Origin of the sequence: Mesorhizobium sp. M0028, assembly GCF_040323855.1 — a bacterium.
Classification (GTDB): domain Bacteria; phylum Pseudomonadota; class Alphaproteobacteria; order Rhizobiales; family Rhizobiaceae; genus Mesorhizobium.
In genome coordinates this window covers 376,728-393,851 of record NZ_JAMYVG010000002.1, presented here as the reverse complement: position 1 = coordinate 393,851, position 17,124 = coordinate 376,728, and the positions used below count along the sequence as shown (strand labels likewise).

The window sequence follows — 17,124 nt, the reverse complement described above, 5'->3', positions numbered from 1 at the left end:
AAACTAGTCTTGAAACGGATCGGTCACAAGTATCGTGTCGTCCCGTTCAGGGCTGGTGGAAAGGAGTGCGACCGGCGCGCCGATCAGCTCTTCGATGTAGCGGACGTACTTCACCGCCTGGGCCGGCAGGTCGTTCCAGCTGCGCGCGCCGGCGGTGGTGCCTTTCCACCCCTCCAGCGTCTCGTAGACCGGTTCGACGCGCGCCTGCGCGCCCTGGCTGGCCGGCAGGTAATCGATCGCCTCGCCGTCGAGGCGGTAGCCGGTGCAGACCTTGATCTCGTCCAGCCCATCGAGCACATCGAGCTTGGTCAGCGCAATGCCCTTGATGCCGTTGACGGCGACAGCCTGGCGGACCAGCACGGCATCGAACCAGCCGCAGCGGCGCTTGCGGCCGGTGACGACGCCGAATTCATGGCCGCGCGTGCCCAGGAACTCGCCGATCTCGTTCTTCTGTTCGGTTGGAAACGGGCCTTCGCCAACGCGCGTCGTGTAGGCCTTGGTGATGCCGAGCACATAGCCGATGGCGCCCGGGCCGACGCCGGATCCAGCGGCGGCCTGGCCGGCAACCGTATTGGAGGAGGTAACGAACGGATAGGTGCCATGGTCGATGTCGAGCAGCGTGCCTTGCGCGCCTTCGAACAGGATGCGCTCGCCGGCGCGGCGCTTGTCATCGAGGATTTTCCAGACCCGGTCCATATAGGGCAGAATCTCGTCGGCGACCGAGATCAGCTCGCTCATGATCGCCTCATGCGTGACCTCGGCATGGCCGAGCCCACGGCGCAGCGCATTGTGGTGCGTCAGCAGCCTGTCGACCTTCAAGGGCAGCGTTTCCAAATCCGCCAAATCCATCACCCTGACCGCGCGTCGGCCCACCTTGTCTTCGTAGGCCGGACCGATGCCGCGACGGGTCGTGCCAATCTTCGTTCCGGAATTGGAAGCGGCGTCCTCGCGAAATCCGTCCAGCTCCCGGTGCAGCGACAGGATAAGCGCGGTGTTTTCGGCTATTTTCAGGCGGTCCGGCGTCACCTCGACGCCCTGCGCCTTCAATTTCGCCACCTCCGCGACGAAAGCGTGCGGATCGAAGACGACGCCATTGCCGATGATCGACAGCTTGCCTTGCCGCACCACGCCGGACGGCAGCAGCGACAGCTTGTAGACCTTGCCATCGACGACCAGCGTATGGCCGGCATTGTGGCCGCCCTGGAAGCGCACGACAACGTCGGCGCGCTCGGACAACCAGTCGACGATCTTGCCTTTGCCCTCATCGCCCCATTGCGAGCCGACGACCACCACATTGGCCATGCTTCTTTTCCCTTGAGATGCCGCGCCAGGCAGCTTGAAACGGTTCGAAACGACAGGCCTCTATAGCGTCAAGACCGGGCGAGCGCGACCATTCTTTGCCGCCCAAAACGCTCCGAGGCACAACAATTTTCGCCTTTGACATCATTTACTTGCGCGAGCTGCCGCAATAGGCCCGCATCGACCGCGCATTTCTCTCCGCCTGGCCGGGACTTCACGATGCATCGAGCCGCCTATCTGTTCCTGCTGTTCACCACCTTGCTGTGGGGCGGCAACTCCGTGGCGGGGAAGCTGGCGGTCGGTCATATCTCGCCGATGACACTTGTCTTCCTGCGTTGGCTGCTGGCGGTTCTGATCTTGCTGCCGATCGGCTGGGCAACGCTGCGCCAAGACTGGTCGGTGGTGCGCAGGCACTGGTTGCTGCTTGGCGGGCTCGGCGCTTGCGGCTTCGCCTTCTTCAACACGATCTTCTACACGGCGCTTAACTACACCACGGCAATCAACGTCTCGATCGAGCAGGCGGCGATCCCGATCGTCATCATCATCGCCAATTTCGTGTTCTTTCGCCTGCGCGTCAACGGCGTGCAGATCATCGGCGTCGTGCTGACCATCGCCGGCGTCGCGGTGACGGCGAGCCATGGCGATCCACGCCAGCTTCTCAGGCTGGATCTCAACTTCGGCGACGCCATCATGCTGATCGCCGTGCTTTGCTACTCCTTCTATTCGGTCGGGTTGCGGCTGAAGCCGGCCATCCGCTGGCAGAGCCTGATGCTGGCGCTGTCGGTTGCCGCACTCATCACATCGCTGCCTTTCTTCCTGTGGGAGATTGCCGCCGGCAAGGTCATCGTCCCCGATGCCCGCGGCTGGGCGGTCGCGTTCTATACCGCCATCGGTGCCTCGGTCATTTCGCAGATCTTCTATATCAGGGGCAACGAACTGATCGGCGCCAACAGGGCCGGCCTGTTCATCAATCTGGTGCCGATCTTCGGTACGCTGCTGTCGGTGCTGATCGTCGGCGAGACATTCCAGCTCTATCAGGCGCTGGCACTCGCGCTGGTGCTCAGCGGCATCAGCCTCGCCGAATACAGCGGACGGAAGACGGCGATATCCGCCGCTGAATGAAGTCGCTTGCCGCGACGTTTGACTGCGGTCCATCAACGACCGTGGAAGCGCCCCGCGTGCTGCTGCACACGGGGTGACCGAATTTCAGGCCACGCCGACGTCGAAGTGCAGCCGCTTGGCGGAGTCGATCGACTTGTGCGAGCGCACCTGCGCCAACACCTTTTCCGGGAACGGCGCATCGAGATAGAGCAATGCGATGGCATCGCCGCCCGGCCGGTTGCGGCCGAGCTGGAAATTGGCGATGTTGACGCCGTTCTCGCCGCAGACCGTGCCGAGCAGGCCGATGATCCCAGGCGCATCGGCATTCGTCGTGTAGAGCATGTGCTGGCCGACCTCGGCGTCGAGATTGATGCCCTTGATCTGGATGAAGCGCGGTTTGCCATCCGAGAAGCAGGTGCCGGCGATCGAGCGTGTCCTATGCTCGGTCTTGACCGTGAGCTTGATATAGCCGTCGAACACGCCGGATTTGTCGCGCTTGACCTCGGCGACGATGATGCCGCGCTCCTTCACCATGATCGGCGCCGACACCATGTTGACGTCGGAGACCTGCGGCCGGATCAGCCCGGCAAGGGTGGCGCTGATCAGCGCGCGCGTGTTCATCGTCGCGGTCGAGCCGTCGAACAGTATCTCGACCTCCTTGATTGGATCCTCGGTGACCTGGCCGACAAAGGCGCCGAGCACTTCGGCAAGCTTGACGAAAGGTTTCAGCCGCGGCGCCTCTTCGGCGGTGATCGACGGCATGTTGATGGCGTTGGAAACGGCGCCCTTGATCAGATAGTCGGACATCTGCTCGGCGACATGAAGGGCGACATTCTCCTGCGCTTCGGTGGTCGACGCGCCGAGATGCGGCGTCGCCACGACATTCTCCATGCCGAACAGTTCATTATACTCCGCCGGTTCGACCTCGAACACGTCGATGCCGGCGCCTGCCACCTTGCCGCTTTTCAGTGCCGCGATCAGGTCGGCCTCGACGACCAGCCCGCCACGCGCGCAATTGATGATGCGCACACCGGTCTTCATTTTGGCGATCGCCGCGGCATCGATGATGTTGCGCGTCTTGTCGGTGAGCGGTGTGTGCAGCGTGATGAAGTCGGCGCGGGCGAACAGCTCGTCGAGCTCGACCTTTTCGACGCCGAGCTCCTCGGCGCGGCTGTCCGACAGGAACGGATCGAAGGCGATGACATGCATCTTCAGGCCGACGCCGCGCGTAGCGACGATCGAGCCAATATTGCCGCAGCCGATGATGCCCAGCGTCTTGCCGGTGATCTCGACACCCATGAAGCGGTTCTTTTCCCATTTGCCGGCATGGGTCGAGGCGTTGGCCTCCGGTATCTGGCGGGCCAGCGCGAAGATCATGGCGATCGCATGCTCGGCAGTGGTGATCGAATTGCCGAAGGGCGTGTTCATCACGATGATGCCCTTGCGGCTCGCCGCCGGGATGTCGACATTGTCGACGCCGATGCCGGCGCGGCCCACGACCTTCAGCCTGGTCGCGGCGTTGATCAGCTTCTCCGTGACCTTTGTCGCCGAGCGGATGGCCAGCCCATCATACTGGTCGATCACCTCGAGCAATTTTTCCTTATCCTTGCCGAGATCCGGCAAATAGTCGACGTCGATGCCGCGATCCCTGAAGATCTGCACGGCGGTGGTGGAAAGTTTATCCGAGACGAGAACGCGAGGCATTGGCTTGGTCCTTTGCGATTGGCGTCCCTCCTTGAGGGGAGGGTCGGCGCGAAGCGCCGGGGTGGGGTCGGTGCGGCCGGATGCGGCCGAATCTTTCTGGATGGTGGATCGTTGAGCTCGTGTCGTTGAGCGGGTGGAGGCGACCCCACCCGGCCCTTCGGGCCACCCTCCCCTCGAGGGGGAGGGATCAGGCCGCCGCTTTGAGCGACGCCTTTTGCGCGGCAAAGGCCCAGTCCAGCCAAGGCAGCAGCGCCTCGAGGTCGGAGGCCTCGACCGTCGCGCCGCACCAGATGCGCAGGCCGGGCGGTGCGTCGCGATAGGCGCCGATGTCATAGGCGACGCCTTCCTTGTCGAGCACCGAGACAATTGCCTTGGCGAACGCGGCCTGTCCGTCGGCGTCGAGTGCCGCGACATCCGGATCGGTGAAGGAAAGGCATACCGATGTGTTCGAGCGCGTCGCCGGGTCGGCTGCAAGATGGCCGAGCCAGGAAGATTTCCGGACAAAGCCATCGAGCACGGCGGCATTGGCGTCGGCACGGGCGATCAGCGCATCGAGGCCGCCGATCGACTTCGCCCAATGCAGCGCATCGAGATAGTCCTCGACGCACAGCATCGACGGCGTGTTGATAGTCTCGCCCTTGAAGATGCCCTCGATCAGCTTACCGCCGGAAGTGAGGCGGAAGATCTTCGGCAGTGGCCAGGCCGGCTTGTAGCTTTCCAGGCGTTCGACGGCGCGCGGGCTGAGGATCAGCATGCCATGCGCGCCCTCACCGCCCAGCACCTTCTGCCAGGAGAAGGTGACGACGTCGAGTTTCTGAAAATCGAGCTTTTGCGCAAAGGCCGCCGAAGTGGCGTCGCAAATGGTCAGGCCCTTGCGGGTGGCCGGGATGAAATCGCCGTTCGGCAGGCGCACGCCCGACGTCGTGCCGTTCCAGGTGAAGACCACGTCGCGGTCGAAGTCTATTTTGGTCAGGTCGGGCAGTGCCCCGTAGTCGGCCTCTAACCTGCGCACATCGGCAAGCCTCAGCTGCTTGACCACATCGGTGACCCAGCCGGAGCCGAAGCTCTCCCAGGCGACCATGTCGACGCCGCGTTCGCCGAGCAGCGACCACAGCGCCATTTCGACCGCGCCGGTGTCCGAGGCCGGCACGATGCCGATGCGATAGTCTGCCGGAACCTGGAGGATTTCCCGCGTCAGATCGATCGCTTGTTCGAGCTTGGTCTTGCCGATCTTGGCACGGTGCGAGCGCCCGAGCGCGGCATTTTTGAGCGCCTCGACCGACCAGCCGGGGCGTTTTGCACAGGGACCTGAGGAAAAATTGGGATTTGCCGGACGGAATCCGGGCTTCGTATGCGTCGTCATCGTGGTCTATCCTTCCAGATAGTGGCCCCTCGTTGGGGAGGGGTGGCCCACGAACGGCGATATGCGTTCAGGCTTTCGGCGTCAAGGGGAAAGTTTTTGTCGCTGTCAGGATATTGCCAGCGCCCGGGGCAAAAATGCGAACGGCGGGCCTACGACCCGCCATTGTTAACGCCTCGGCTTCGATCGAGCCTACCAGAGGTCGTAGCGTAGTCCGACTTTGACTTGATGATTGTTGATTCCTTTGCGGATCGGAAAAGAAGTCAGGCTCTCCGCAGTCACATATTCGGCGTCTGGCGCGGAAAAATACTGATAGCCCAGATCGACTGAGACGTTCTTGGACACTTGGTAGGCAAGGCCGGCATTCAGCGTGTAGGCGAAGGAGTATTGGGTCTTGTTGTCACGCAGGACGAAATCGTCGGCGGGGTTGGCGTTGTCCGTGAAGTAGCTCGCCGAGAGGCGACGCTTGCTCTGGACGACACCGATACCAGCGCCGAGATAAGGTGTGATTCCGACATAGGTGCCAAGGTCGACATAGCCATTGAGTATGCCTGAGAAGGCATAGTTCTTCAGGGTCGCCGATGCCACCGTCGTTCCGTCGTTATAGCCGACGTCGATCTTGTTGCCGGGAAGATAGCCGACATTGAGATCGGCCCGCAGATAGTCGTTGAAATGGTAGCCGAAGCCTATGCTGGCGAAGATGGGATCTTCCTTTTCGTCGAAGCTCGCGGGCGTGAAGGCGAAATCCTCATCCTTGAAGCTCTTCTGCACCAGATAGGAGACATCGCCGCGCAGATACCATCCCGAGCCAACCTCGACCGGTACATAGTCGGGCGCCTGGTCGACATAGACCGGCGGATCGTAATCGGCGCCAAGCGCCGGCGTCAGTGGCATCAGGACGACTGCTGCAAGCGCCAGTGCTACAGGCGATTTGAATGTCATGGTCCCCGGCTCCCGAACTTGGCGCATTCGCGATCGCGCGCGCCGTTTCAGGGAGCATTGTTAACCATAGTGGTTAAGTGCGGGTTAAGGATAATAAGGCGTTAGCAATTGATTTAATCCGTTTGCACCCCTCGAGCTGGACGGTGTCACAGAGCGTCGCAGCATCTTCAGGTAGCCAAACGAAACCGCCCGGCATCAGCCGGGCGGTCGAAAAATTCCTCGATTTCGAAGTGACTACTTGGTGTAGACGGGCTCGGGTTCCGGAACATAAGGTTCCGGTTCAACGCAGTCCGATCTGCCGAACTGATAGCGCAGGCCGCCGCGCACCTCATGAACATTGATGCCGTCGTCATAGCCGGGGCCGACGCCGCTGCCGAAGTCGAACATCTTCCCACCGTTTATATGGCTGTAGCGGTAGCCGACGTCGAGCTTGACGCGATCGGTCAAACAGTAGGATGCGCCAACCATGGCAGCATAGGCAAAACGCCAGCCCTTGCCGCCGCGGTGGAAGAATTCACCGTCTTCATCGCTGTTGTGGAGTGTATCCCACTTAACCCAGGCACCGCCGATGCCGGCACCGACATAGGGCGTGATACCGTGCCATGTGCCGATATCGACATAGGCGTTGGCGAGCAGCAGCAGCGCCGTATAGGACGAGGTATCGACGGAAGTACAGGGATCTCCATCGAGGCAGATGCCGCTGGTCGAGCCGCGGAAGGTGGATTTGCTCATCCAGTCCGCGGTCAAGTCGGTGCGGAAGTGCCGGTCGATTTGATAGCCGACGCCGGCACCGGCCGAGAAGGCACTCTTCAGCTTGCCGCTGTCAAAAGTGCCGGTTCCGGGAGGCGGTCCATAGGTGATGTAGTCGCCGCCACGAAACTTCGACCAGTGATAGTCGATATCGCCGCGGATATACCAGCCGCCATACTCGGCCGGCGGCTCGTAGGCGATCGGTGGCGGCGCCTCCTCGACCACCGGCGGCTCGACGAAATCGGCGGCGAATGCCGGCCCGACGCCGGCAAACAGCGCGACCAGGAGAGCCATTCTTGCTGTGTTGAACATGCTTATCACCCCTGAGAACCCTCGAACGGCGAACGCGCCCGAAATATGATTGACCTCAGTTGTGGATAATGAATCGGAAAGGTTAAAAGGCGTTTAACCGTATCGATTAACCACGAATCTCTAAAATTCGAGGAATCTGGGCGACCGTTGCTGTAGCAGGACTGACAGGCAATCCAACAAAAAGCCCGCCGGCAAGGCGGGCTTTTGAACTGATGTTGGAGGGAGATCAGGCGGCGCTGCGCGTTTCCGAAATGACCTCGACGATGTCGTTGACCACGGACTCGACAAGCTGCGGGTCGTCGCCCTCCGCCATGACACGGATGAGCGGCTCCGTGCCGGATGGCCGGATGACCAGGCGCCCGGCCTTGCCGAGGCGATGGCGCGCATCTTCGATCGCTGCCTTGACTGGCGCCTCCTCGAGCGGCTTGCCGCCGGAAATATGCACGTTCTTCAACAGCTGCGGCACCGGCTCGAACTTCTTCGACAATTCGCTGACCGGCCGGTTCTGCCGCTTGATGCAGGCGAGCACCTGGAGCGCCGAGACGAGGCCGTCGCCGGTGGTCGAGAAATCGGACAGCACGATGTGACCCGACTGTTCGCCCCCGACATTGAGCCCATGGGCACGCATGTGCTCGACGACATAGCGGTCGCCGACCTTGGTGCGATGCAACTGCAGGTTCATGTCGCCGAGGAAGCGTTCGAGGCCGAGATTGGACATCACCGTCGAGACGACGCCGCCGCCGGCCAGCCGTCCGCTCTGGTGCCAGGATTCGGCGATCAGCGCCATGATCTGGTCGCCATCGACGATCGCGCCGTTCTCGTCGACAATGACGACGCGGTCGGCATCGCCGTCGAGCGCTATGCCGATATCGGCGCGCACCTCGTGCACCTTCTTTTGCAGGCCGGCCGGATGAGTCGAGCCGCATTCCTTGTTGATGTTGAAGCCGTTGGGCTCGACATTGATGGCAACGACCTCGGCGCCGAGTTCCCATAGCGCGTCGGGCGCCACCTTGTAGGCGGCGCCATTGGCGCAATCGACGACGATGCGCAGGCCCGACAGCGACATCGAGCGCGGCAGCGTGCGCTTGGCGAATTCGATATAGCGGTCATGCACGCCGTCGACGCGTTTGGCGCGGCCGAGCCCATCAGAATCGGCAAGCGCCAGTTCGATATCCTTGTCGAGCATCCCCTCGATACGCTCCTCGATCTCATCGGACAGCTTGTAGCCATCGGGGCCGAACAGCTTGATGCCATTGTCGTAATAGGGGTTGTGCGAGGCAGAGATCATCACCCCTATATCGGCGCGCAGCGAGCGCACCAGCATTGCAACCGCCGGCGTCGGGATCGGGCCGAGCAGGAAGACATCCATGCCGGCGGCGCACAGGCCGGACACCATCGCGTTCTCGATCATGTAGCCGGAAAGCCTGGTATCCTTGCCGAGCACGACGCGGTGGCGGTGGCTGCCGCGCTGGAACGAGAGGCCGGCGGCCATGCCGACCCTCATGGCGACCTCCGCCGTCATTGGAAACTTGTTGGCGCGCCCACGAATACCGTCCGTACCGAAATAATGTCCTGCCATGCTAGCCAGCTTCCCGATGGTTCTTTCCGAGCATCTCATGCCATAAAATCGGCCGAGCTCTGTCATCACATTGTATGATTATGGACGACCAATCCTTAGAAAATTGTTGTCTTGTGTGTTTTGCGTCACGCTAGTGTGTTGATTTTCAAGTTTCGAGCCCTTGTTGCGGCAGCAGCATCAGAAACGTCAGCCTCAAACCTCATCTGGATCCTTTGGTTTGTGACAGTGTGGCCTTGAACCCGAATCCGCATCGCGCTGCTTCAGACAGAGATAGGCTCAGGTCCGTCGCACCCGCCGATTTGACTGGCTGTCATGCGACGCAGTGTACTCGCTGGGAACGAGCCATATGCGCGCTCTCCGTGCAATGCACCCGGACGAACTTGGCTGGGAAACAGTCCCGGCAACGAATTCATCACCTTAAAGAAAAGAATGCACTTCTAAATTGTCTCTACGCTACTTAGCATCTGGCGCAACCAGCCGTTGAGCGCTATTGCTGCACTGGGACATATCATGAACCGCCATAGGGAGAAAACGCATGCTCATCCATCGACTTGCCACTTTGACGGGCCTTGCCGTCGCGACCTTATTCCTGGCGGCGCCTGCCAATGCGCTGACCATGGCCGAGTGCAGCACCAAGTATAACGCGGCCAAGGATGCGGGAACGCTTGGCGGGCAGAACTGGAACCAGTTCCGCAAGGCCCAATGCGGCACCGATGCCACCGCCGCTACGACCGATCCCGCCCCAGCCAAAGCCACGGCCAAGGCCGCCGACACCACCAAGGCAGCCGCCGGCGACGATGCGGCGCCTGGGCTGACGGCGAAGGAGTGCAGCACCAAGTACCAGGCGGCAAAAGCCGCCGGCACGCTGAACGGCATGAAGTGGAACGATTTCCGCAAGACCCAGTGCGCCGCCGACGCGACGGCAGCCGCACAACCCGCCGCCACGACCAAGGCTGCGGCAGCCACCGCCGACGACGCTGCGCCGGGCCTGACGGCCAAGGAATGCAGCACCAAATACCAGGCCGCCAAGGCTGCCGGCACGCTCAACGGCATGAAATGGAACGATTTCCGCAAGAGTGAATGCGCCGCCGGCGCAACTGCAGCGGCACAACCTGCCGCGGCACCTGCCAAGGCGACGACAGCTGCCGCGACCGATACCGGCAAAGGCCTCAGCATGGCTGATTGCAGCGCCAAATATCAGGCCGCCAAGTCCGGCAATACTTTGAACGGCATGAAGTGGAACGACTTCCGCAAGAGCCAATGCGGCGCCGGCGCAGCCGACGACGACGACACCCTGCCGGCTCCCGATGCGAAGTACACCGGCGATCCGCAAGCGCCGACCATCACCGCCCCCCAGGGCGTGAAATTCCCGACGGCGATCTCCAAGAAATACGCTACCGAGACCCCGGCCAAGGGCCGCATGCACACCTGCCTCGACCTGTATTACGCCAACAAGGACGCCAACACGCTGGGCGGCCTCAGGTGGATCCAGAAGGGCGGCGGCTTCTACAGCCTCTGTAACGCCAAGCTGAAGAGCTGACCAGCGCCATCATCCGACGACATGAGCCCGCGAGCCGCAAGGTTCGCGGGCTTTTTTGTTGCTGCATGCTGCCGCGCGTTCCGAAGAGGCGGCATCCGCGCGCAGTCGGCCGCCGCTCTAGCGATCTCCCCCCTCGTGGGGGAGATGTCCGGCAGGACCCGGCAGGACAGAGAGGGGCGCTGTCCCGCCGACATCGATGGTCGGCAGCACGCGCCACGTTTGGTCGAAGGAGCCTGAAACAAAAAACCCGCCTCGGCCGGCGGGTCGTTGGAGCCAATTGGCACCATACGCAAATTAGTAGCATAGCTGCCGGCACAAAGCAAGAACAAAATGTGGCGCCGTCGGCAAAAAACTGCGAATTCCTTCACCGGCGCGCCTTGTCGATCTTCCCGAAGTCGTCAACGAGGACGATAGAAGGCCGCGTTCCTTCGCGCCCCTCTCTGTCCTGCCGGACATCTCCCCCGCGAGGGGGGAGATTGGCCGTCATCGTCACTTTCGCCAATTTCCAGCGATGCAGGAAGGGTCGCATTCCCCAAAGAAAAACGCCGCGGTCAGAGCCGCGGCGTTTCGAAGTCGATCTCTCCTGGGCCGGAGCCTAGCTTGACGGCTGGGGTTCCATACCGCCTTCGGGCTCGGGGCCCTTCTTGCGGCGGCCGGACTTCGGCACGGCCGAGCCGCGGCTCGGCGGTGTGTCGTCGCCGAGGTCGCGTGCGGGCTTATTGCCGGCGATCAGCTGCTTGATCTCCTCGCCGGACAGCGTCTCGTATTCGAGCAGGCCTTGCGCCAGCGCGATCCATTCCTTCTTCTTCTTGGTCAGGATGGACCTTGCCGTCGAATAGGCCTCGTCGATCAGCCGGCGCACTTCGGCGTCGATGATCTGCGCCGTCTCTTCCGAGATATTCTGCGTGCGCGCCACCGAATGGCCGAGGAACACCTCCTCCTGGTTGTCGCCATAGGCGACATGGCCGAGCTTGTCGGAGAAGCCCCAGCGCGTCACCATGGCGCGCGCCAGCTTGGTCGCCTGCTCGATATCGGAGGAGGCGCCTGAGGTGATGTTCTCCTTGCCGAACTTGAACTCCTCGGCGACACGGCCGCCCATCATGATGGCGAGGCGCGAGATCATGTATTTGTAGCTCATCGAATAGCGGTCGCCTTCCGGCAGCTGCATGACCATGCCGAGTGCCCGGCCGCGCGGGATGATGGTCGCCTTGTGCAGCGGATCGGCCGACGGCACATTGAGCGCCAGGATGGCGTGGCCGGCCTCGTGATAGGCTGTCAGCTCCTTCTCAGCCTGCGTCATCGCCGACGAGCGGCGCTCGGCGCCCATCATGATCTTGTCCTTGGCGTCCTCGAATTCGGCCATGGTGACGAGGCGTTTGTTGCGCCGCGCCGCCATCAGGGCGGACTCGTTGACCAGGTTCATCAGGTCGGCGCCGGAAAAGCCCGGCGTGCCGCGTGCGATCACCTTGAGGTCGACATTGGGCGCCAGCGGCACGTTGCGCACATGCACCTTCAGGATCTTCTCGCGGCCGACGATGTCGGGGTTCGGCACCACCACCTGGCGATCGAAGCGGCCCGGCCTGAGCAGCGCCGGATCGAGCACGTCGGGCCGGTTGGTGGCGGCGATCAGGATGATGCTTTCGTTGGATTCGAAGCCATCCATCTCGACCAGCAGCTGGTTCAGCGTCTGCTCGCGCTCGTCATTGCCGCCGCCGAGGCCGGCACCGCGATGGCGGCCGACGGCATCGATTTCGTCGATGAAGATGATGCAAGGGGCGTTCTTCTTGGCCTGGTCGAACATGTCGCGGACGCGGCTTGCACCGACGCCGACGAACATCTCGACGAAATCCGAGCCCGAAATGGTGAAGAACGGCACGTTGGCTTCACCGGCGACCGAGCGGGCGAGCAGCGTCTTGCCGGTTCCGGGAGGACCGACGAGCAGCACGCCGCGCGGGATCTTGCCGCCGAGCCGCTGGAATTTCTGCGGGTCGCGCAGGAACTCGACGATCTCTTCCAGATCTTCCTTGGCTTCGTCGACGCCGGCGACGTCCTGGAAGGTGACGCGGCCATGCGCTTCGGTCAAAAGCTTGGCCTTCGACTTGCCGAAGCCCATGGCGCGGCCGGAACCGGACTGCATCTGGCGCATGAAGAATATCCAGACGCCGAGGATGAGGATCATCGGCAGCCAGGATATCAGGGTGCCAAACAGCGAATTGGAGCCGTCGGATTCAGGACGCGCATTAATGGTGACGTTCTTGTCCTGCAACCGCGAAACCAGCGACGGGTCCCCAGGCGAATAGGTCTGGAAGCCGTTGGAGCTGTCCGTGTAGTTGCCGGAGATACGGGCGCCGGCGATGGTCACCGACTTGATCCGTCCCGCCGCGACCTCCTGTAGGAACTGCGAATAGGGGACATCGCTCGAGGCTCCACGCGTCTGCGGCGTTTGGAAAAGATTGAAGAGAGCGATGAGCAGGACCGCTATGATCGCCCAGAGCGCGAGGTTGCGATAATTTGGATTCATCAATTGTCCCGTTGGCGCCCGCTGGGCGGACGCACGTCGTGAGAGGAAACTTGGCCCTAACATAGGGAGAGCGTCTCCCCTTGCCAAGCATAACAGCAGGTCTCGGTTAAGCTTTCGCCCGTGGTAGGCCGGCACTGTGGCCGCCGAATGGCGCGGCTGGAACCGGCGCCGCGCCAAGCAACGCGGCGACGGCATCGGCCGGCGCCAGATCGAAGGACGGCAGGAAACGGGCGAAGGGCGCGACTGCCGGATATGCGGCGACCGCCGCCGGCATCGGGCTTTCCTCAGGCAAACCTGGGCCTTGCCCAGGCAGACCAAGGCATTCGCCATCCCGCCATAGCGCTGGTTCGGCGGCCAAGGCGGCACGCACAAGGCTTGCCGGCGTGCCATGCCCGGCAATTGCCCGCTTTGCGGCAAGAGCCACCCCGAGCGGGGCAACCAACAGCGGCGCGATCAACAATGCACCTGAACTGTCGCTCAATGTGATCCGTCTGCGGCCGTCCCAAAGGCCATTGTCGGAAACCGCAACAGCGGGCGGCAGATCGCGCAACTCACGATGCAGAAAGATGCCGGTACGCCGGGCATCGACCACGCTCCGCGACAATGTGGCACAAAGCGGCCCGGCCCGGAGCCGGCCGAAAAGGGCTTCGCTGCGGGCCTGGTCGGGAAGGAAGGCGGTACCGCCGGTCGCCGCCAGCAGGATGCGCAGCGCATAAATAGCCGCCCGGCTGTCGGCGCCCGTCGCAAAATCCCGGTTGAGGCGGACGAGGCCGGCGGCTGGCCTCGAGGCCAAGCCGCGGATCAGCATGGCCGCGCGCTGTCCTAACTGCTCACGCTCGACCGCCGCCTTTCTGGCCTGCGCCATCGTTTCAGCCATGCGAAGCGCATCGTCGCCTTCAACAAGTGCTGCGCGGACGCGCGGGCGCTCGAAAGCAGTGTCGGCATTGGTCGGGTCCTCGACCCAAGCGACCTGTTCGCGCCGGAGGAATTCGCGCAGCGCCGCACGCCGCACGCCGAGCAGCGGCCGCACGATCCAGTACCGCCAGTCGTAGAGGGTTGCCGGCGCCATGCCGGCAAGGCCCCGCGGCCTCTCCTCACTTGGCACCTCGTCACGCGCTTGCCGCATCAGCACGGTCTCGGCCTGGTCGTCGGCGGTGTGGCCGGTCAGGATCAGCCCGACGCCTGCCGCTTCGGCGGCCTCGGCGAGCAGCCGGTATCGGGCTTCGCGCGCGGCGGCGGGCAGGCCGGTCGCTGGTTTGTGCCCCGACCAGACGACGATGCGATGGGCAATGCCGCGCGCCGCGCACAGCCTGGCCACGGCTTGCGCTTCCGCTGCCGCTTGCGGCCGCAATTGGTGATCGATCGTCACCGCCAGCAATTTCGTTGCCGGTGCGGTACGGTCGAGATGGGCTTTGAGGAGGAGGAGAAGGGCGGTCGAGTCGCTGCCGCCGGACACGGCCACAACAGCGCCGTTGGAAAAGTCGATCCGCGAAAAATCCGAAAGATCAGGCTCGGTGTCGAGCGTCATGCATGTCGCCCAAAAGTGGGCCCGGTTTTGGGGCAACGACGTGCAACAGAAAAACTAGCACGCCGCGAGTGCCCTTTCCTGCTTGACCCGCTCCTTGAGCGCGCCGGAAATATCGGGGTAGCGCTTGCCGATCTCGCTGAAGGTGGCACAGGCCACGTGGCGCTGCTTCAGCCCGACCAGTGAGACGCCGAGCTTCAGCAGCATGTCTGGCGCTTTCTTGGCCTTGGGATAGTCCTTGCTGGCTGCGAGGAAAGTCTCGGCCGCATCGCGGTATTTCTGCTGGCCGAGCAGCGATTCACCGAGCCAGTAATGCGCGTCCGCCGCTTTGGCGTCCCGGGGAAACCGAGCGATATGGTCGCGGAAGCCCTGTTCGGCGGTGCTGTAGTCGCCCGACAGGATGAACTGGTAAGAGTTGCGGTAAAGCTCCTCCGGGTCGTTGGTCGAGGGGAGTGCCGCGACCACCGTATCGTCGGATTTGCCGGCCTTGTTGCCGGCTGCGTTGGCGCCGTTGGCTGGGGCCGTATTCTGCTCCGGCGCGTTCGCCTGCGCATTGCCATCGGCTGCGACGACATTGCCGTTTTTGTCGACGGTGATGGTGCCGAACGTCTTGGGCGGCGCGCCGGGGATCAGCTTGCCGGGATCGCCGTTGGGCGATTCGACGATGACGTCCTCGACGCTCTTGTCGCCGGCTGGCGGCGTGTCGGCAGCGGCCGGAGCCTGCGTTGCAGGCGCCTCCGCCACGTTACTGTCGCCGTTGGGGTTGTCGCTGTTGGGCGCCGCCTCGGACTTCTTCTGCTCGGCCGGCTGCTGCGCGCCTTGCGGACCGCCTTCCAACTGCTGGAAGCGGAATTCGTTGTCTTCCTGCTGCTTGCGGATCTGCTCCTGCATCTGCAGGACCTGGAAGTTGAGTTCCTCGATCTTGCCGTTCATCTGCCGGAGCTGTTCCTCCAGCGCCGGAGTGCCGGTGCCATCCTGTTGCGCGAGTTGAACCTGATCCGGCTTTTTCTTTTCACCGAAAATGCCGGGCAGTTTGATCGTCGGCAGATGGAAGGAAAAGCCGCTTTCCGATGACTGCTCGGTGCCGCTTGCCCCGTCAGCAAGTGCCGCGATACTTGATACGAGCAGCAGCGCAAGCGTGCCGCTCAAGACCGATCTGAAATGCATGTGCCTCTCGCCGTGAAACCGTTGTTGCGCGCCTCTCACTCGAAGTAGACCAGCCAACTGGGACTAGCCAGACGCTCTCGGCTCTTAACAGGACGTGAGACTTCGGCCAAATTTTGTTTGGAGCGGGCAGATATGAAAAAGGCGGCCCTTTGGCCGCCTTTCGCACCAAGTGTTGCATTTATGCCGATCAGGAGCCGGCGCCGCCCAGGGTGGTTACGGCGCGGCGGTTCTGCGACCAGCAGGAGATGTCGTCGCAAACCGCGACCGGACGCTCCTTGCCATAGGAAATGGTCTTCAGGCGCTGCGCCGAAACGCCCTTGGCGACCAGGAAGTCGCGGGTGGCGGCAGCACGGCGGGCGCCGAGCGCCAGATTGTATTCGCGCGTGCCGCGCTCGTCGGCATGGCCTTCGATGACGATGGCATACTGCTTGTACTGGTTCAGCCACTGTGCCTGGCGCGACAGCGTCGTCTGCGCATCAGCGCGGATCGAGGATGAATCGGTGTCGAAGAAGATGCGGTCGCCGATGTTGACGGTGAAGTCCTGGGCCGACCCGGGCGTTGCCGCGCCGGCGCCGTTGAGGCCGAGATCGGCGGCGCTGTTCGGCGTCTTCTTCGAGGCGCAACCGGTAATCGCGAGCATCGCGACCAGCGCGATCATGACCGGGTTTGTGGTAAGTGCTGCGATACGGCCCATGCCGCCTCTCCTTCGCAATTCGAGTGATTTCATTGATCGTCCAGTAACCACGTTTGGGTTAACCGGCGCTCAAGAAACACGGTTAAAATTTGGTTTCGGCTGCCGTCCACAACCGTTCTGCCGAGGGCTACTCAAGGGCGACAATGAGCGCGGACCGTAGGCGGAAATGCGGCCAAAACATGAAAAAGAGGGAATTGAAGAATTGAAGAGTTGAGGAATTGAGGAAAGAGATCACCTCAGCTTCTCTCTGAGATTGACCAGCATTCCGTAGATGCGGGCATAGGATTGCAACCAGTCGTCGCGTTGCACCTGTGTGATATACTCGAGGTCGAACGCATACGAAATCCACGTCTCCACTTCACTGCATGACCCTATGGCCATCGAAATGAAGCGTGCGAATTCGGGCTTGGAGCGGGTCTGTTTGGCAAAACCCTCAGCCAAATTGGCGCAGATCGCCTTGCTGGAACGACGTAGTTGATCGGCGAGCGCGTATTGCTCCATTTTCGGAAAAGCAAGCGTGGCTCTGTGTACCCCAAGGGAAACCGCATAGGCGCGCTTATAGACTTCCAAATCCCTCGCGTGCTCGATGTAGGCCCCTGGCTTCTCCATTCTTCAGTTCTTCAACTCGTC

13 protein-coding genes are annotated in these 17,124 nt (G+C 62.4%); 2 read left to right on the top strand and 11 right to left on the bottom strand.

The features are described from left to right. Positions 1-3: 3 nt before the first annotated feature. Positions 4-1,302, bottom strand: coding sequence for an adenylosuccinate synthase (locus NKJ93_RS06950; protein ID WP_023680654.1), 1,299 nt, complete (start codon positions 1,300-1,302; stop codon positions 4-6). Between the two features lie 216 nt (positions 1,303-1,518). Between NKJ93_RS06950 and NKJ93_RS06945 the strand changes: the two genes are divergently transcribed. After that, positions 1,519-2,421 carry a DMT family transporter gene (locus NKJ93_RS06945; RefSeq protein ID WP_352480908.1) on the top strand — a complete coding sequence of 301 codons (903 nt, stop codon included), beginning with the start codon at positions 1,519-1,521 and terminating at the stop codon, positions 2,419-2,421. 84 nt (positions 2,422-2,505) lie between these two features. Here the strand turns inward: NKJ93_RS06945 and serA are convergent, their stop codons facing one another. From serA to glmM, 5 genes are all read right to left on the bottom strand, one after another. Beyond that, positions 2,506-4,104 carry a phosphoglycerate dehydrogenase gene (gene serA, locus NKJ93_RS06940; protein ID WP_352480909.1) on the bottom strand — a complete coding sequence of 533 codons (1,599 nt, stop codon included), beginning with the start codon at positions 4,102-4,104 and terminating at the stop codon, positions 2,506-2,508. Positions 4,105-4,291: 187 nt separating this feature from the next. Beyond that, positions 4,292-5,467 (bottom strand): phosphoserine transaminase, encoded by a 1,176-nt coding sequence (locus NKJ93_RS06935; protein ID WP_352494166.1) that lies wholly within the window; start codon positions 5,465-5,467, stop codon positions 4,292-4,294. A gap of 189 nt (positions 5,468-5,656) precedes the next feature. Beyond that, complete coding sequence (locus NKJ93_RS06930; protein WP_352588262.1) at positions 5,657-6,406, bottom strand: outer membrane beta-barrel protein; 750 nt, start codon at positions 6,404-6,406, stop codon at positions 5,657-5,659. 234 nt (positions 6,407-6,640) lie between these two features. Next, a complete protein-coding gene (locus tag NKJ93_RS06925; protein WP_023719600.1) occupies positions 6,641-7,468 on the bottom strand; it encodes an outer membrane protein in 828 nt (275 codons plus the stop codon). Between the two features lie 226 nt (positions 7,469-7,694). Further along, positions 7,695-9,047 (bottom strand): phosphoglucosamine mutase, encoded by a 1,353-nt coding sequence (gene glmM / locus NKJ93_RS06920; protein WP_352494163.1) that lies wholly within the window; start codon positions 9,045-9,047, stop codon positions 7,695-7,697. Positions 9,048-9,921: 874 nt separating this feature from the next. Here glmM and NKJ93_RS06915 point away from each other — a divergent pair. Then, positions 9,922-10,587 (top strand): hypothetical protein, encoded by a 666-nt coding sequence (locus tag NKJ93_RS06915; RefSeq protein ID WP_502896311.1) that lies wholly within the window; start codon positions 9,922-9,924, stop codon positions 10,585-10,587. A gap of 595 nt (positions 10,588-11,182) precedes the next feature. Here NKJ93_RS06915 and ftsH read toward each other — a convergent pair. From ftsH to NKJ93_RS06890, 5 genes are all read right to left on the bottom strand, one after another. After that, the gene (gene ftsH, locus NKJ93_RS06910) at positions 11,183-13,108 is read right to left on the bottom strand and encodes an ATP-dependent zinc metalloprotease FtsH (RefSeq protein WP_023677989.1); all 1,926 of its coding nucleotides are present in this window, start codon (positions 13,106-13,108) and stop codon (positions 11,183-11,185) included. Positions 13,109-13,214: 106 nt separating this feature from the next. Next, entirely contained in the window at positions 13,215-14,636 is a 1,422-nt protein-coding gene (tilS, locus tag NKJ93_RS06905) for a tRNA lysidine(34) synthetase TilS (RefSeq protein ID WP_352588259.1), read from the bottom strand. Positions 14,637-14,690: 54 nt separating this feature from the next. Next, positions 14,691-15,800 (bottom strand): tol-pal system protein YbgF, encoded by a 1,110-nt coding sequence (gene ybgF, locus NKJ93_RS06900; RefSeq protein WP_352588256.1) that lies wholly within the window; start codon positions 15,798-15,800, stop codon positions 14,691-14,693. Positions 15,801-15,987: 187 nt separating this feature from the next. Further along, positions 15,988-16,494 carry a peptidoglycan-associated lipoprotein Pal gene (gene pal, locus NKJ93_RS06895; protein WP_023677992.1) on the bottom strand — a complete coding sequence of 169 codons (507 nt, stop codon included), beginning with the start codon at positions 16,492-16,494 and terminating at the stop codon, positions 15,988-15,990. A 231-nt stretch (positions 16,495-16,725) separates the two neighbouring features. Continuing rightward, positions 16,726-17,103, bottom strand: a complete 378-nt coding sequence (locus NKJ93_RS06890) for a four helix bundle protein (RefSeq protein WP_352480916.1) — start codon at positions 17,101-17,103, stop codon at positions 16,726-16,728. Positions 17,104-17,124 lie beyond the last annotated feature (21 nt).

Coding starts and splice junctions, on each gene's coding strand:
- ybgF (WP_352588256.1), bottom strand. CDS start 15,800: ATGCATTTCAGATCGGTCTTGAGCGGCACGCTTGCGCTGCTGCTCGTA.
- tilS (WP_352588259.1), bottom strand. CDS start 14,636: ATGACGCTCGACACCGAGCCTGATCTTTCGGATTTTTCGCGGATCGAC.
- NKJ93_RS06915 (WP_502896311.1), top strand. CDS start 9,922: ATGAAGTGGAACGATTTCCGCAAGACCCAGTGCGCCGCCGACGCGACG.
- serA (WP_352480909.1), bottom strand. CDS start 4,104: ATGCCTCGCGTTCTCGTCTCGGATAAACTTTCCACCACCGCCGTGCAG.
- ftsH (WP_023677989.1), bottom strand. CDS start 13,108: ATGAATCCAAATTATCGCAACCTCGCGCTCTGGGCGATCATAGCGGTC.
- NKJ93_RS06925 (WP_023719600.1), bottom strand. CDS start 7,468: ATGTTCAACACAGCAAGAATGGCTCTCCTGGTCGCGCTGTTTGCCGGC.
- NKJ93_RS06935 (WP_352494166.1), bottom strand. CDS start 5,467: ATGACGACGCATACGAAGCCCGGATTCCGTCCGGCAAATCCCAATTTT.
- NKJ93_RS06950 (WP_023680654.1), bottom strand. CDS start 1,302: ATGGCCAATGTGGTGGTCGTCGGCTCGCAATGGGGCGATGAGGGCAAA.
- NKJ93_RS06890 (WP_352480916.1), bottom strand. CDS start 17,103: ATGGAGAAGCCAGGGGCCTACATCGAGCACGCGAGGGATTTGGAAGTC.
- NKJ93_RS06930 (WP_352588262.1), bottom strand. CDS start 6,406: ATGACATTCAAATCGCCTGTAGCACTGGCGCTTGCAGCAGTCGTCCTG.
- glmM (WP_352494163.1), bottom strand. CDS start 9,047: ATGGCAGGACATTATTTCGGTACGGACGGTATTCGTGGGCGCGCCAAC.
- pal (WP_023677992.1), bottom strand. CDS start 16,494: ATGGGCCGTATCGCAGCACTTACCACAAACCCGGTCATGATCGCGCTG.
- NKJ93_RS06945 (WP_352480908.1), top strand. CDS start 1,519: ATGCATCGAGCCGCCTATCTGTTCCTGCTGTTCACCACCTTGCTGTGG.